The sequence below is a fragment of the Marinobacter sp. M5B genome (assembly GCF_042604615.1).
Taxonomy (GTDB): Bacteria; Pseudomonadota; Gammaproteobacteria; order Pseudomonadales; family Oleiphilaceae; genus Marinobacter; species Marinobacter salarius.
Map to the genome: position 1 here is coordinate 4,399,747 of NZ_CP156894.1, position 15,901 is coordinate 4,415,647.

Annotated in this window: 12 protein-coding genes; 1 reads left to right on the forward strand and 11 read right to left on the reverse strand. The window is 57.2% G+C overall.

Going from position 1 to position 15,901, the window contains the following annotated elements; genetic code table 11:
- Positions 1-66: 66 nt before the first annotated feature.
- Genes AAGD24_RS19955 through AAGD24_RS19965 form a run of 3 tightly spaced genes read right to left on the reverse strand, consistent with a single transcriptional unit; the run spans position 67 to position 4,934 of the window.
- Positions 67-3,216 carry an efflux RND transporter permease subunit gene (locus AAGD24_RS19955; RefSeq protein WP_075196411.1) on the reverse strand — a complete coding sequence of 1,050 codons (3,150 nt, stop codon included), beginning with the start codon at positions 3,214-3,216 and terminating at the stop codon, positions 67-69.
- A gap of 3 nt (positions 3,217-3,219) precedes the next feature.
- Positions 3,220-4,314: an efflux RND transporter periplasmic adaptor subunit gene (locus tag AAGD24_RS19960; protein WP_036211731.1), complete on the reverse strand. Its 1,095-nt coding sequence runs from the start codon at positions 4,312-4,314 to the stop codon at positions 3,220-3,222.
- 59 nt (positions 4,315-4,373) lie between these two features.
- Positions 4,374-4,934 (reverse strand): DUF3833 domain-containing protein, encoded by a 561-nt coding sequence (locus AAGD24_RS19965; RefSeq protein WP_051947096.1) that lies wholly within the window; start codon positions 4,932-4,934, stop codon positions 4,374-4,376.
- Between the two features lie 219 nt (positions 4,935-5,153).
- Here AAGD24_RS19965 and AAGD24_RS19970 point away from each other — a divergent pair, with 219 nt between their 5' ends.
- Positions 5,154-6,974 carry an acyl-CoA dehydrogenase C-terminal domain-containing protein gene (locus AAGD24_RS19970; RefSeq protein ID WP_085678247.1) on the forward strand — a complete coding sequence of 607 codons (1,821 nt, stop codon included), beginning with the start codon at positions 5,154-5,156 and terminating at the stop codon, positions 6,972-6,974.
- 25 nt (positions 6,975-6,999) lie between these two features.
- Here the strand turns inward: AAGD24_RS19970 and AAGD24_RS19975 are convergent, their stop codons facing one another.
- From AAGD24_RS19975 to rpmH, 8 genes are all read right to left on the reverse strand, one after another.
- Complete coding sequence (locus AAGD24_RS19975) at positions 7,000-7,749, reverse strand: ABC transporter substrate-binding protein (RefSeq protein ID WP_036211737.1); 750 nt, start codon at positions 7,747-7,749, stop codon at positions 7,000-7,002.
- Positions 7,750-7,891: 142 nt separating this feature from the next.
- Positions 7,892-10,261: an EAL domain-containing protein gene (locus AAGD24_RS19980; protein ID WP_379866138.1), complete on the reverse strand. Its 2,370-nt coding sequence runs from the start codon at positions 10,259-10,261 to the stop codon at positions 7,892-7,894.
- Positions 10,262-10,284: 23 nt separating this feature from the next.
- Complete coding sequence (locus AAGD24_RS19985) at positions 10,285-11,058, reverse strand: tetratricopeptide repeat protein (RefSeq protein ID WP_379866140.1); 774 nt, start codon at positions 11,056-11,058, stop codon at positions 10,285-10,287.
- 157 nt (positions 11,059-11,215) lie between these two features.
- Entirely contained in the window at positions 11,216-12,586 is a 1,371-nt protein-coding gene (mnmE, locus tag AAGD24_RS19990; RefSeq protein ID WP_379866142.1) for a tRNA uridine-5-carboxymethylaminomethyl(34) synthesis GTPase MnmE, read from the reverse strand.
- A 104-nt stretch (positions 12,587-12,690) separates the two neighbouring features.
- Complete coding sequence (yidC, locus tag AAGD24_RS19995) at positions 12,691-14,403, reverse strand: membrane protein insertase YidC (RefSeq protein ID WP_091643224.1); 1,713 nt, start codon at positions 14,401-14,403, stop codon at positions 12,691-12,693.
- A gap of 4 nt (positions 14,404-14,407) precedes the next feature.
- Positions 14,408-14,701, reverse strand: coding sequence for a membrane protein insertion efficiency factor YidD (gene yidD / locus AAGD24_RS20000; RefSeq protein WP_036211745.1), 294 nt, complete (start codon positions 14,699-14,701; stop codon positions 14,408-14,410).
- The gene (gene rnpA / locus AAGD24_RS20005) at positions 14,701-15,108 is read right to left on the reverse strand and encodes a ribonuclease P protein component (protein ID WP_379866144.1); all 408 of its coding nucleotides are present in this window, start codon (positions 15,106-15,108) and stop codon (positions 14,701-14,703) included. The genes yidD and rnpA overlap by 1 nt, the downstream gene beginning before the upstream one ends.
- Before the next feature lie 15 nt (positions 15,109-15,123).
- Positions 15,124-15,258 (reverse strand): 50S ribosomal protein L34, encoded by a 135-nt coding sequence (rpmH, locus tag AAGD24_RS20010; RefSeq protein ID WP_008172542.1) that lies wholly within the window; start codon positions 15,256-15,258, stop codon positions 15,124-15,126.
- Between the last annotated feature and the right edge of the window lie 643 nt (positions 15,259-15,901).

The window sequence follows — 15,901 nt, forward strand, 5'->3', positions numbered from 1 at the left end:
TTCTAACCAAAGCTTATCCGAAGGTTATCCAATAAATTATCCACAGTTTGGTGCTGCCTGCGGTCGTCAGAACTGATCCATCTCTTTTGATTGCGGGGCGGCCGTCATGCCGCGACCACCAGGAGACTGGCTGGCCTGTTGTTCAAGCTCCAGTGCAATCGCGTTGGTGGATTTGGCAAACCGTGCCAACAGGTTGTATAGCACCGGAATAATAAACAGGGTCAGGGTGGTGGCGAACACCAGCCCGCCGAGGATCACGATACCGATCGACGCCCGGCTTTCCGCCCCCGCGCCCGTTGCGAGCACCAAAGGCACGGCACCGAAGACCGTGGATATGGTGGTCATCAACACCGGCCGGAAGCGCAGGCTGGCACCTTCCAAAATCGCGTCCCTCACCTCATAGCCCTTATCCCGGAGCTGGTTGGCAAACTCGACAATCAATATGCCGTTCTTCGCCATCAACCCCAGCAACATGATGATGCCGATCTGGCTGTAGATATTCAGGCTGATGCCGGCCCACCACAGGCCCAGCAGGGCTCCGGTAACCGCCAATGGGACCGACAGCATGATGATCAGCGGGTGAATCCAGCTTTCGAACTGGGCAGCCAGCACCAGGAAGACAATCACGAATGCCAGGCCAAAAGTGACGTAGATCGCCGACGACGATTCCTGGAATTCCCGCGATAGCCCTTTGTAGCTTACCCTTGCCTCCGGCGGCAGGTTATCCACAGCCAGGTTGTTCAGATACGTCAGTGCCGCCCCAAGATCATAGCCATCGGCCAGGGAGGCACTGATGACAACCGCCGGCAAGCGGTCGATGCGTCTCAGGTCGGGATTGGCGCCGATCTCCTCCACCGACACCAGCGCCTGGAGAGGGATCAGGGTGCCTCCCTCACGGGGGCGCAGGAAAATCTGCCCCAGGTCCGACGGCGTTGCCCGGTCAGCGTCCGCGGCCTGGAGGATGACATCGTATTCGCGTCCGCGGTCCAGGTAGGTGGTGACTTGCCGTGATGCCAGCATGGTCTGCAGTGTCAGGCCCACATCTTCAATGGTGACATCCAGGTCCGCGGCGCGCTCCCGGTCGATGGATACGCGCAGTTCGGGGCGGGTCAGTTCGAAATCAGTGTCCAGATTCAGCAGGTTCGGGTTGTCCTTCGCCCGCTCGACGATTTCCTCGCTCCAGGCCTGCACACTTTCGTAATCCGGCCCGGCCACTACGAATTCCACTGGTTGATCAAAGCCGCGCTGCCCAAGCCCCGGTGGGTTCACCGCAATCGCGCGAATACCTGTGACCTGGCTAAGCTTGCCTCGCAGCTCGCTGGTGATCTGCTGTTGTTTGATCTCACGGTCTTCCCAGGGCACCAGGCCCATGATCATGAACGCGTTGTCCTCTTCGTCGCGGAAGCCCACGATCGACAACAACCGATTGGAGACACCGTCTTCCAGATAGGGCAACAGTTCCTGCTCCGCCTGACGCACGTAATGATCGGTGAACTCGACCGTCGAGCCCCGGGGGGCACTGGTCGGCATGATGATCACGCCCCGGTCTTCCGTAGGCGCCAACTCCTGCGGCAATCTTGGAAAAATCGCTGTGGCAACGATAAGCCCGACAAGCCCAAGTCCCAGCAACAATCCGGGCTGGTTGAGGGCGAATCGGAGCATGCGTTCGTAACCATGGGTCAGGCCATTGAGCACTTTTTCACTGGCCGCCCACAAGCGATGTCCTTCCGCCGATTCCGGGCTGTGTCGCAACCATTTTGAACACAGCATGGGCGCCAGGGTGAGCGCCACCAGGCTGGACACCACCACCGCCGCCGCCAGGGTGAAGCCAAACTCGGCAAACAGTCGCCCGATGTTGCCGCCCATAAACGAAATCGGCACAAACACCGCCACCAGGGTGAGCGTGGTGGCAATAACGGCAAAGGCCACCTGCTTGGCGCCGCGATAGGACGCCAGCAGTGGCGGTTCGCCCTCATCGATCCGGCGCTGGATGTTTTCCAGCATGACGATGGCGTCGTCCACCACCAGACCAATGGCCAGAATGACTGCAAGCAGGGTCAGTACGTTGATGGAGAAACCGAGGAAGCCCAGCCCGATAAAGGCGCCGATAACCGCCACCGGGATGGTCACCGCCGGTATCAAGGTAGCCCGCCAGGACCGCAGGAACAGGAAGATCACCAGAATGACCAGGGACACCGCAATGGCGAGCGTAAACACCACTTCCTTGATCGACGCGCGGATGAATATCGACTCGTCGTAGCTTTCGGCAATAGTCACTTCCGGGGGCAGGGTCTCGCGTATCTTCTCCAGCTCCGCACGCACGGCATCGGACACCGCCACCGTGTTGGCCTTGGATTGACGAATGATGCCCATGCCGATTGCAGTCTTGCCGTTGGCCCGCAGTCGGCTGACATCGGACTCAACCCCCATCTGGACATTGGCCACCTCGCCGAGGCGCAGAAGATCATTGCCGTCGCGACGAATCACCAGATCACGGAACTGCTCCACATTGGTGAGCCGGCCTTCCGCACGCACCGTGAAGTTACGGGTGGAAGAGTCCACCGAGCCGGCGGGCAGTTCAACGTTATTGGCCCTCAGTGAGCGCTCGACTTCGGCCACGGTGATATCCCGCGCGGCCAACCGTTCACGGTCCAGCCAGACCCGGATGGCGTAGCGCCGCTCACCACCAATGCGTACGTCGGCAACGCCATCCAGCACGGACAGTCGGTCGGCAAGCACCCGTTCGGCAAAATCGCTCAATTCCGCACTGTCCCAGATGTCACTGCGCAAGGTCACCCACATCATCGGGCGGGCGTCCGAGTCGGCCTTCTGGACGACCGGCGCCTCAGCCTCTTCGGGCAGCTGATCGGCAATGCGGGACACGGCATCGCGCACATCGTTGGCGGCGATGTCGACGTTGCGGGAAATGGTAAATTCGATACTGGTTCGGGATTCGCCCTGTTCGGTGGAGGACTCAATAGAGCGAATACCTTCAATCCCGCTGATAGCCCCTTCAACCACCTGAGTGATCTGGGTGTCCACCACTTCGGCGGCGGCGCCGATGTAATCCGTGGAAATGGACACCACGGGTGGGTCAATGTCCGGATACTCCCGCACAGGAAGCCCCAGCAACGCCGCCAACCCGAAAACTACAATAAGAAGACTGAGAACCGTCGCAAAGACAGGGCGTTTGATGGAGACATCAGACAGGATCACGGTTCAGGACTCCAGGGAGTTGGCAAAGCGGTTGTCGGGAATCACGTTTTCCCCTTCCACCACACTGATCCTGTCGCCACTGCTCAATCTGTCCTGGCCGGTTACAATCACCTGCTCGTCCAGCGACAGTCCGTCAACGATTTCCACCAAGCCAGGCATCCGGGACCCCAGGGTCACCGAAACCCGTCGGGCGATACCGTCTTCGGCCACGAACACATACTTCTCGTCACCGCGAATCATTACTGCCTGCTCGGGAATGACCAGAGATTCTCGTTCGCGGAGTGTCAGCGTGGCCGACATGAACTGCCCAGGCCGAAGCTTGCCATCGGGATTGTCGATCAGCGCCCTGACAGGCAGTGTTCGGCTCAGTTCATCAATTCGCGTGCCCAACTCCACCAATTCACCGCCAAAGGTTTCCCCGGTATAGGCCGGCGACGTGCCCCGCACGGTCTGGCCAATGTGAATCTGGCCGAGGAAGCGCTCGGGGATTGCGAAGCCCAATTCCATCTTGGTGGTGGAATCCAGGGTGGCTACCGACGTGCCTGCACCGAGATAAGTTCCCAGGCTGATATCGGAAAGGCCAATAACCCCGGCAAACGGCGCTTCAATACGGTGGTTGTCGAGCCGGGTGCGGGCGGCCTCGCGCTGAGCTTCCGCCACATCGACAGCGGTGCGCAATTCATCCACCTGGGACTGGGATATGCTGTTGTTGGCCTGGAGTTTCCGGGCGCGATCAAACTGGCGACGGGCGTCGGAGAGGGTGGCTTCCGCCACCTGCAGATCGGCGCTGGCCTGACGATCATCGAGCCGCAGCAACAGGTCACCGGACTGGACCCGCTTTCCCGCATCGAGGTTCATTTCAACGACACGACCGCTGACTTCGGTGGTCAGTTCCACCTGATCCCGGGCCTGAAGGCTACCTACCGCCCTGACGGTGTCACTGACCAGCTCCATTTCGGGGGTGACCGTATTCACCTTGCTGGCAGGGCGTTCCCGCTGGGCGTCCGCCGCCTGCTCCCCGGTCAGATGCTGCCAGGAGAATGCCCCCCCGGCGGCCAAAGCCACGAGTATCAGAGCGATCAACCATTGCTTAACCATAATTGCATTATCCGTCTGCTTGATTGTGCCCCAACAACCGGCTGAAGGTTCGACATGGGCTATCGTTTGCTGATCACCAGCACGATCTCCCCGACTTCTATCCCCCATTTCGTCATGGTGGTCTGGTTAATCAGGGTGTCCGGTGTAATCAGGTACATCCAGTCATCCATGCGGACATCAATGGTGCCGTCGCCATAGGACACCCGCAGAACATAATTCATATTAATGGCATTGCCTTGCCAACGCATGGTGCCCGGCTCCACCACATCACCGGCATCGGCGTGCAATGCGCCGTTGTCGGGTGTCAGCGTCCATACCCGGGTCTGGACTTCGCCGTCGTCGAAGCGGAACTCCTCATTCAGAGTGCCAATGCCGTTGCTGTCCCAACTGGCGGAAATGTCCGCATCGAAAGTGCGAATCACTTCGCCCGAGAAATTCTTGACCACACCCCGGGCAGAAAGTTCGCCGGTAAAAAATTCCTGGGGCGTCAACACCGGCCCGCGGTCACTGTAATCCTCAAGCGACGGCCCGGCACAGCCCGCAAGCAACACTGTCGCCAACAATAACCAGAGACAGCGGGGCAGACCAGTGATCCTGTTGGTCCCAATCGATATTTGCATGATATTTACACTCCCCTGGCGATTCAGAACGGATGATCGGTCCTTCAAATACGCCTATAGCGTTGTTATCGATCATTAGGCAACGTCGACATCTATGCTCGCGTCATTTCAGCCAATTGTCCTTTCTGACATGGGGCATGGCGGTTTCCGTCAATGGCAGGTCGCCGGCAATGCCGTAAAACATCGGGCAATGGAAACAGAACCACAGAGGTATTTGCTATGCCGGTGTACAAGGCACCCCTACGCGACATGAAGTTCCTGCTCAACGAGGTTTTCGACTACCCGGGGCACTACACACGATTGAAAACCGGTGAGAACGCCACTCCTGATATCGTCGATGCGATACTCAACGAATGCGGCAAATTCTGCGAAGAGGTATTGAGCCCGCTCTACCAGAGCGGCGACGAGGAAGGCTGCAAACTGGATAACGGCGAAGTCATCACCCCCAAAGGCTATCGTGAAGCCTATCAACAGTACGCGCAGGGCGGATGGCAGGGCCTGTCTGCACCGGAGGAGTACGGCGGGCAGGGGCTGCCGGCCTCCATGGGCCTGTTCAAACAGGAGATGATGGGTACTGCCAACTGGTCCTTCTCCATGTACCCGGGCCTGTCGATGGGCGCCATGAATACCATTTTTCTTCACGGTAGCGAAAACCAGAAACAAACCTACCTGGTGCCGCTGACCGAAGGCCGCTGGGGTGGCACCATGTGCCTGACCGAACCCCAGTGCGGGACCGATCTGGGACAGGTGAAAACCAAAGCGGTCCCGCAGGAAGACGGCAGCTTCAAGCTCTCCGGTACCAAGATCTTCATTTCCTCCGGTGACCATGACCTGACCGAGAACATCGTTCACATTGTGCTCGCCCGTTTGCCGGATGCCCCGAAAGGCACCCGGGGCATCAGTCTGTTCATCGTGCCCAAGTTCCTGCCCGACGGGAACGGTGGCGTTGGCGGAGCCAATGGCGTGACCTGTGGCAGCCTGGAAAAGAAAATGGGGATCAAGGCCTCAGCCACCTGCGTGATGAACTTCGACGATGCCACCGGTTTCCTGATCGGCCCGGAGAACGAAGGGTTGAACTGCATGTTCACCTTCATGAACACCGCGCGGATCGGCACTGCCATCCAGGGTGTCGGCCCGGCGGAACTGTCCTACCAGTGGGCGCTGGATTACGCCAGGGAACGCCGCTCCATGCGCGCCCTGTCGGGTAAGAAAGAACCCGACCAGGTGGCTGACAGCCTGATTCACCATGCCGATGTCCGCCGCATGTTGCTGACTCAGAAAGCCATCGCCGAGGGCGGGCGTGCCATGCTGTACTACGCCGCACGGCTGGCCGACCACATGGTGGAAGGCCACACCGCTGGTGATGAGAAGAAAGCGGATGCTTACGATGACAGGCTGGGCTTTCTGACCCCCATTCTGAAAGGCTTCCTGACCGAGCTGGGCAACGAAGCCGCCAACCTGGGGGTACAGGTGTTCGGCGGCCACGGCTATATCCGCGAGCACGGCATGGAGCAAATTGTCCGCGACACCCGCATTGCCACGCTCTATGAAGGGACCACCGGTATCCAGGCATTGGACCTGCTGGGCCGCAAGGTACTGCTGATGACTCAGGGCGGGGCGGTCAGGGAGTTCACCCTCAAGGTCGCCAATTTTGCCCGCAAGACCCTGACCGACAAACGGGTACGGCCTTTCTCCGTGGAGTTGCTCAAGCTTACCGCACAGTGGAACGTGCTCACGGTGCGGCTGATGCTGGCCGCCCGCAAGGACCGCGATGTGGTGAGTTCCGCTGCCAACGACTTCCTGATGTACAGCGGTTACGTGACCATGGCCTACATGTGGGCAAGGATGGCGGCGGTCGCTTCAGAGAAACTGGACAAGAGTGGTGACGACTCGGAAGACTTCTACCGTGCCAAGCTGGCCACGGCAGAGTTCTACTATGAACGCCTGCTGCCCCGGGCGCAGGCTCACGCCACCGGCATGTTGAGCCCGACAAGAAGCCTGATGCAACTGGCGCCCGAGCACATGGCCTTCACCGACTGAAGCGAGTACGGCCTGTAGTACGAACTTACAGGCCGTACTTGGTTTCGATGGCCTCAAACATGCCGGTTTCATGAACCTTTCGAAGCCCGGCGTTAAGCTTTTCGACCGTGGCGTCCGGCGTATCCAGGTTGATCGCCAGGAAAAGCTCGGTGTCGTTAAACGAGTAGACCGGATCCAGCCCCTCAACGTTCTGCTGGGACGCAAAATAAGGGCCGGCCAGGCGGTCTGCGATCCACAGGTCAATCTGGCCGAGCTCCAGGCGTTTCGGGTTGAGGTCATCGCTGTCCAGAGTGGACACCTCGTAGCCGCGCTCGAGCAGGTATTCGGTCATTACGTCATTGCGATAACCGCCAAAACGCAGCCCCCTGGCGTCCTCAAGGTTATCAATCTGCAGGTTTGTACCCGCCGGCGCGAAAATGGTCCAAAGGTTCCGGGTCAGCGGGCCAACCCATTTGAAACGCGGCGCGCGGGACTCCGTGTAGGTGGTGCAGAAAATGCCGTGGTTACGCTTGCTGAGTGCCCGGTTGTAACCGTAATCCCAATTGCGCAGCTTGATCACGTAATCCAGATCGGTGTTGTTCAGGATGGCCTTGACCATTTCCGTGCACAGACCATCAATGTTGGTGCCGTTATGCTCGAACGCCCGGCCGGTAGCGCTCATGTTGTACGGGGGGAAGTTTTCGGTATACAGATACAGCTTGTCTGAAGCCTGGGCGCTGGAAACACCCGTCATCAAGACGAGGGCAGCGAGTAAGAACACTGGCAGGTTCCGCACGGTTTATCTCCTTGATATGCGTGGTCGCCATGAGCTGATGTCACGGTCTGTCATTCTCTGTGTCGCCGGAGTCTACCCCAGGTTTTCACGGTATTTGACAATAAAAATGTGTGTTTTCGTAATGGAATGAACCGGCATCTGCCTAGTCAGCAGACCCGGGGGCCGGCACCGGCATGCTGACGTACTCGCCCTGTGAAAAGTCGATCCCTAACTCCCTTACCTTTGCCTGAACCGGCTCGTTGTGGACAAATTCCGCCACCGTTTGAATGTCCAGACTGCGGGCGAACTGGACGATGCCACTGGTCACCAGGAACGCGGTTTGATCTTCATGGAGGTTGCGAATCAGACTGCCATCAATCTTGATGAAATCCACGTTCAGGCTCAGCAGGTGGGAAAAATTGGAGTAGCCAGTGCCGAAATCGTCGATGGCAATACGGCAACCATAGGGTTTGACCTGTTCGATGAACGTGCGGATGTCGTCGTAGTTGGTAATACCATCCGATTCCAGGATCTCGAAGATAACGCGATCACCAATGCCTGAGGTTTCGATAGCGGAGAGGATTTGGGCGACGGTCTCCGGCTCGGTAATGTCACCGTAGGAGAGGTTGATCGAAAACTCGTCGTCGCGCCCGGTAAAACAGGCAAAACATTTCTCGATCATCAGTTCGGTGATTCGTCGGTTCAGCCGAAGTTTATTGGCGATGTCCATAAAGCGGCCAGCACTGATCACGCTGCCATCCGGCTCCACCATCCTCACCAGGCACTCGTACTTGGAGATACGGCCGCTCTGGTTATCCTGGATAGGCTGAAACCACGGCACCAGGCGATCATGGTCAATGGCTTCTTTCAGGCGATTGGCCCAGTACAGATTGTTTTCGTAGTTTTCCTCAACCCCTACGGCCGGGTCATACAACAGATGATGGCGTCCTGTTTCCCGGGCCTGTAATACCGCCACTTTTGCCTGGCTGACCAACTGATCGGCGGCATCTTCCGGCTTCCGGCTATTGCGAAGCGCGATACCGATACTGACATCCACCGTCAGGCGCTGTTCCTGCCAATACACCCGGTCGCCAGTAACCAGATGCCGGACCTGGACAGCAAGCTGGTGAGCCACTTCCGGCGCCATTGCCGGTGCCAGGACAGCAAATTCGTCACCGGGAAGACGGTATACCCGAAAAATTTCGCGGTTATGATCGCGGCTGAACGCGGTCAATCGTGTGGCAACCGCCAAAAGCACATGGTCGCCACAGACATTACCGAACAAGCTGTTGATCTGGTTGAAGCGGTCCAGATTGATGATCAGCAACGCGGCTGCCTGGCGGTTCTGGAGATCCCGCAACAAACGGACACGGTTCGGGAGACCGGTAAGGTCGTCGGTATAGGACGCCTGCAATTCACGAATCAGCTGGATAATCCGGTACAACAGATACAGGCTCAGGATCAGCATCGCCGAGACGGTACCGACCAGAATCCGGTAATTGGTGCGCTCCATCGGCAGCAGCACGGCATTGATCTCATTTCGCGGAACGCCGGCCCCGTACACCATGCCCCCAGCGGTGGCGGCATAGTAAAGCTCATAGTCTTCATTGCCCGCTGAGAGGCCTCGAGTGGTCAGTTCCCCGACCTCGCCCAAGGACCGTGCTGAGTCAACATCAGCACCAAGATCCAGCGCCAGGATGGCATCAATCAGGGCCTGCTCCCTGCGGGTGTCTTTCCCCTGACTGAGGCTCGATAGATTGCGATTGTTGCGGTCATTCAGGAACGCGAAACTGTGTTGGGTGACGGTGATGCGACTGACAACATCAATGATCTGGTCAGCGCCCCAAGCAGTTGTAGCCATGCCCAACAGGTTGCCGTCACGATCGTACATAGGACTGGCGAGCGTCAGCACCGCGCGTTCAGTATTGAGATCGAAATACACCGGCGACCAGTACACGTGTCCGGAATTGTCGGAATCGGCCGTCCACTCCTGTTCCAATGTGCGACCGAACCAGGGAGCGTTGCGATAGTGGTCAAAACGGGATTCAGTATCCAGCCTTGTCAGTGTGTTGTCGTCGCTACCCTGCAAAAAGTAGGGCATATAGCTGGTGCCTGTTTCTGACAACACGCCCGGCTCAAACCAGAGCCCGGCACCCGCCGCTCCCTCGAAATCCTGCAAATGGGCGTTCAAGGTGTGCTCCAGGCTCCCACGCACTATAGACAGAGCACGACCGGACATCCCACTCTCGACCATCTCGTGGAAACTCTCACCAACGTTGGCGAGGGTAATGGTGTAGCTTGCCAAAGCGGATTGACGGGCATTGATGCGCGACAGTCCTGCACCCACCACCTCATTGATCTGTTGCCTCCGAAGCTCGGAGAGGGCATCCCGTGAGTAACTGAGATTCAGGCTGGATAACAGAAGCATTCCGACAACAAACACCAGCAATAACAAACCCAGCATCCACATGATGGATTGGCGTGAGGACGGGGTTTTCCGACGAGTCAGGCGGCTGGGAAGTATCCCCGGCATTACGGATATCCTCGGGCAGTGAGTCAGGTGTCTCCGGCAGGGAGGTCTTCCAGATGCCGGTCCAGCGCTGCCTGTGCTTGCTTGTGGCCCCGCTTGGCAGCCTCAGTGTACCAATAAACGGCCTGATCCATATCCTGCCCGACACCACGTCCGGTGGCGTACATCTGGCCCAACAGAAACGCGGCTTCACCAGAGGCAGGCGCCGCCTTTTCGGCCCATACCCGTGCACTGGCGTAGTCTTCAAAGGCATGGAAAATAATGGCCATATTGGACTGCGCGCGCACGTCGCCGTTGTCAGCCGGACCCTGGCAGGCCTCTCTGGCTTCACTGTAATTGCGAATGGCCATCAACAGGTAGCAGTCACTCAGGGCCTGGTCGGAAACGCCGCTTTCATCGGCAACGTCTACCGTGGCTGGCTCCGGCTCAGCACGAGGTTCGGGTTCCGGTGTCGACGGCTGCCGCTTCACCCGCTCCGCAAAGGCGGCAACCTGGTCCGGGCATGAGTAACGGTAGCCGGCTTGATAGCGCTGAAGCATCGCGTTAGTAGCCGGCTCATTGGCGTACTCTTCTGCAATGGCTTCACAACGCAGATCCCTTTCCCGTTCCACGTTATGTAGTACGGAAGCGCGGGATGGATCGTCGCGGTGCTCCGCAAGGTATTCCGTCAGCGGGTCGATGTACGGCTGGTCAAACAACGCCCGCTGTTCCCGTTGGTAGGAATTCGGCGTTTGCGGGTTAACGATCTTCTTCATCACCTGCCCGGTTCGTTGCAGCAAATCCGACGACGCCTTGGACAAGCGATCACCGTCGACGCTTGCGCATCCGCTTAGAAAGAGCAAAATCAGAAGACAGGAATACGGACGATACATCTACACTCACTAGCCGTTTTCAGCAGTCGATGAAGCGACTAGTTTTACACGGAAGAAGGCAGGTTCAAACCGTTTCTTTTGAGGCTTATTTGCCGATGCAAAAACTGCTGAAGATTTTCCCCAGTAAGTCATCAGGTGTCATTACACCAGTGATTTCCCCCAAAGAATCCTGGGCAGCACGAAGGTCCTCTGCCAACAGTTCACCGGCTCCATAGCCCTGTAACTGGTCCTCGCCCTGCAGCAGGGAAACGCGGGCCCGCTCAAGGGCATCCAGGTGACGACGCCGGGCGATAAAGCCGCCTTCGGTGGTACTGGCAAATCCCATGCACTGCTTCAGATGATCGCGCAGCACTTCCAGACCGTCCGCTGACTTTGCCGCAATGCGCACCACCGGCGCGGCACTGGCGTCCAGTTGCTCGATGCCCGCTGGTTCGCCAGTCAGGTCCACCTTGTTGCGGATGACGGTCAGGGGCGCGCCGGGTGGTAACTGGTCGATAAAGTCTGGCCACAGTTGATGGGGTTCGGTTTCCGGTGTGGTGGTGGCATCTACCATCAATAATATACGGTCGGCCTGACGAATCTCGTCCCAGGCCCTGGCGATCCCGATCTGTTCCACTTCGTCGGGGCTGTCCCGCAGGCCGGCGGTATCGATGATGTGTAGGGGCATGCCATCAATGTGGATGTGTTCGCGCAACACATCCCGGGTGGTGCCTTCAACTGCGGTCACAATGGCCGCCTCCCGTCCCGCCAGGGCATTGAGCAGACTGGACTTGCCAGCATTGGGACGCCCGGCAATCACCACCTTCATACCATCTCTTAGAATGGTGCCTTGCTGGGCTTCCTCAAGGATAACATTCAGGTCCTGGATAATGAGCTGCAGGTCGTTCGCCACTTTGCCGTCAGCCAGGAAATCGATTTCCTCTTCCGGGAAATCGATCGCAGCCTCGACATATATCCGTAGGTGGGTAACAGCCTCAACCAGGGCGTCAATTCTGCGGGAGAATACGCCTTGCAGGGAACGCACCGCACAGCGCGCTGCCTGCTCCGAACTGCTTTCAATCAGGTCGGCGATAGCCTCGGCCTGGGTCAGGTCCAGTTTGTCGTTCAGGAAAGCCCGTTCTGAAAATTCTCCGGGCCGGGCCAGGCGAGCCCCAAGTTCGCACACCGTTCTCAACAGCAGGTCGAGAATAACGGTGCCACCGTGGCCCTGGAGCTCAAACACATCCTCGCCGGTAAACGAATGGGGATTGGGAAAATACAGCCCGATACCTTCGTCGATCAGTTCCCCCCGAGTGTCCAGGAACGGCCCATAGTGTGCGTAACGCGGCCTGGGCTCGAACCCCAGCATCTGGCGCGCAATGGCCGTTGCCTGCGGGCCAGATACCCGAACAATACCCACCCCGGACTGGCCCGGGGCCGTGGCAATTGCTGCTATGGTATCGGTGGCATAAAACATCGTTACTTTCCCCTTCCCCCTTGCCCCTTGCCCCTTGGGGCCCCTGAAATAACAGAGGCTCCCAAAAGGAGCCTCCGCAATCACTGGAACCGTTGGATGACCGGTCAGCTCTTCTTGGCCGCAACTTCTGCTTCAATCTTGCGGGTAATGTACCACTGCTGGCTGATGGACAGGATGTTGTTGACCAACCAGTACAGAACCAGACCTGCCGGGAACCAGAGGAAGAACACGGTAAAGATCAGCGGCATCAGCTTCATAATCTTCGCCTGCATCGGGTCCGGTGGTGTCGGGTTCAGACTCATCTGCAACATCATGCTGGCACCCATCAGGATGGGCAGGATGAAATAGGGGTCCATGACCGACAGATCCTGGATCCACAGCATGAAGGGAGCATGTCTTAACTGGACACTTTCAAACAGCACCCAGTACAGGGATATAAAGACCGGCATCTGTACCAGTATCGGCAGGCAGCCACCCAACGGGTTTATCTTCTCCCGTTTGTACAACGCCATCATTTCCTGGGACATGCGCTGGCGATCGTCGCCATACAGTTCTTTCAACCGTGTCAGCTGGGGAGCTACCGCACGCATTCTTGCCATGGACCGGTAACTGGTCGCCGACAGTTTGAAGAACACCGCCTTGACCAGCACTGTCAGCAGGATGATAGCCACACCCCAGTTGCCAACCAGCCCGTGGAACCAGTCGAGAATAATGAACAATGGCAGGGCAATGAAGAACAGGAAGCCGAAATCAACCGTCCGGTCGAGGTTCGGGGCAACGTTCTCAAGGCGCTCAATGATCTTGGGACCGACATAGGCCTTGGCGGACACTTCGCTGGTTTGACCCGGCTCCACGACGGTCGCGGGATACACAAAGCCCATGACATAGAGCGGGCCACGACGAGTGGACTGGAACTGGGCCGGCTGATCACGTTCGGGCACCCAGGCCGCCAGGAAGTAATGCTGGAGGAAGGCCAACCAGCCATTGGTCACTGATTGGTTGATCGGGTTCTCGGAGAGATCGTCAAAATCGAACTTCTCGTAAGGATCTTCTGGCGAACTGACCACCATGCCCAGGAAAGCACGTATGCCCAGGCTGTTCTGTGCGGTTGGGTCCGGTGCCTGATCACGGACAATCTTGCCCGTCATGTTTGCCTGCCAGACGCTATCGGACTGGTTGTTGATCTGATAACGAACATCAATCTCATAGCTGTCACGGCTAAACAGATACTGTTTGGTGACTTCGACATTGTTGTCCGTGGTGAAGGTGAGATCGACCGTCAGTGTATTCTCGCCTTCCTGCAGTTCGTATTCTGACGCAGACGCGTTGTAAACCGGAGCACTGCCATTGCGTTTGCTGTCGATGCCATCGCGGCCAATCAGCCCGCTTTCCATGATGTAGGTGCGCTTGCTGGTATTGGTCAACACCCTCAGTGATTCTTCACTGTCCAGGGACCGGTCGTGCTGGAGTAGGGAACTCTCAATCAGATTACCGCCTACACGGTCGATCTTGAGCTCGTAGACATCGGTACGCACGGTGATGAGTTGATCACTGGCAGAAACGGAGGATGTCTCCGAGGCCGAGATTGTCTGGCCGTCGCCTTCCGGAGTGGTGAATTCTTCGCTTGAGGTATCCGGGCCACTGGCGCTCTCGCTCGGGAGAGTCATGTCATCCGTCGATGCAGGCTGGGTACTGGTACTGGCCTGTTCCGTAGCGGGTTGGGTCTGCGGCTGGTTATAGTCTTCATTCCAGGCAAGCACCATCATGTAACTGACAATGGCAAGGCCGGCAAATAATACAATGCGTTGAATATCCATAAACTTACTGTTTGGTCTGGTTAGCGTTATGGGTTTGGCTGGCCGGCCCGCAGCAGATGGAAGGTACTACCTCAGTGCGAACGTCAGTGCCCGGAACGGGATCATACCCGCCTTTTGCCCATGGATGACACCTCATTAGACGTTTGACCGAAAGAAAAAGGCCTCTAATGGCGCCGTGGGCGGTGATGGCTTCGACAGCGTATTGGGAACAAGTGGGGTAGTGACGGCAATGACTGGCCATCATCGGGCTGATCGCGTACTGGTAGACTCGGATGGGCAGGAGCAGCAGTTTGCGCATTAACCCGTTCCTTTGCCGGTACCGGAAAGTTCCGATGTGGTTGGTTTCTGGAGCTGGCGGTTTTTCTTCCTGAGGCGTGCCCAGAGCTCCGTCAGGGTAGCATTGAGCGCGGTATTATCAAGCTCCGTCAATCCTCGCCGTCCAAGAACCACGATGTCCAGGGCAGGGTATTCCCGTTCGTGCCTGAAGGTTTCCCGAACCCGGCGTTTAACGCGGTTTCGTTGTACAGCCAGTTTGAGATTCTTCTTTGAAAACACCAACCCAATCCTGGCGTGCCCCAGAGTATTGGGTGTGGCCAGGATCAGGAAATGTCGGTGCGGAACCCTTAACTGTACGTCATCGAAGACTTTGCCGTAATCGGATGGCTTGAGCAGCCGGGACGATTTTGGAAAGGTCAAAGCCTTCATCAGGCGGTCAATGTCTTATGCAGACAGACGGGCACGGCCCTTGGCGCGACGACGGGAAATTACCTTACGGCCGTTGGCGGTTGCCATGCGGGCACGGAAACCGTGAACGCGCTTACGCTTCAGTACGCTTGGTTGAAACGTTCTTTTCATGGTGTCGGTCTCACATTACAGATGTTGGAAATTCAATCGTTGGCTGGAAAATGAACAGCCAAAACAGGAGCGGCATTCTATGCAATGTGGCGGTGGAATTCAATGGTTATTCGAGACCAGTGTCGGGTTATTTCCATCTCCGCTGATTCACGGTTCAGGTAATAAATTCATTAGGTCTTTTTGTATTCTCTTTAAGGATTATTATTACTGTTATTAGGCAGGCCTTTTTCTGTGGAAAACCGATGGAATTGATTTGGAAACAGTGGATTGGATGGTTCATAAAGTGGTTGAGAAGTGGGGATGAGGCCTGTGTATATCCGAGGCAGGAAATGTGGGTAAGTTGGAGGTTTGCTCAGATCGCGATTTATCCACCGAACATCGGGGTGTCGTCCACAGGGTTGAGAGCGCTTTGTACACACAGGTCTGTGGGTAACTTTTTCTGCACGATATTTCTGTACACAAGCCTGTAGGTAAGTCTGTAAAAAATTGAAATAAAAGAAAATAAATTTCCACAGGCTGTTTATTAAATGCGTTTGGCTCTTTCACTCGGGAGGCCCTCAGGTTAGAATCCTTGGTCATCTCTTTCGTCGGGTCATGGAGATCCGTGACGAGAAATTTCTGAGGCATCGGAGGCAAGACTGTC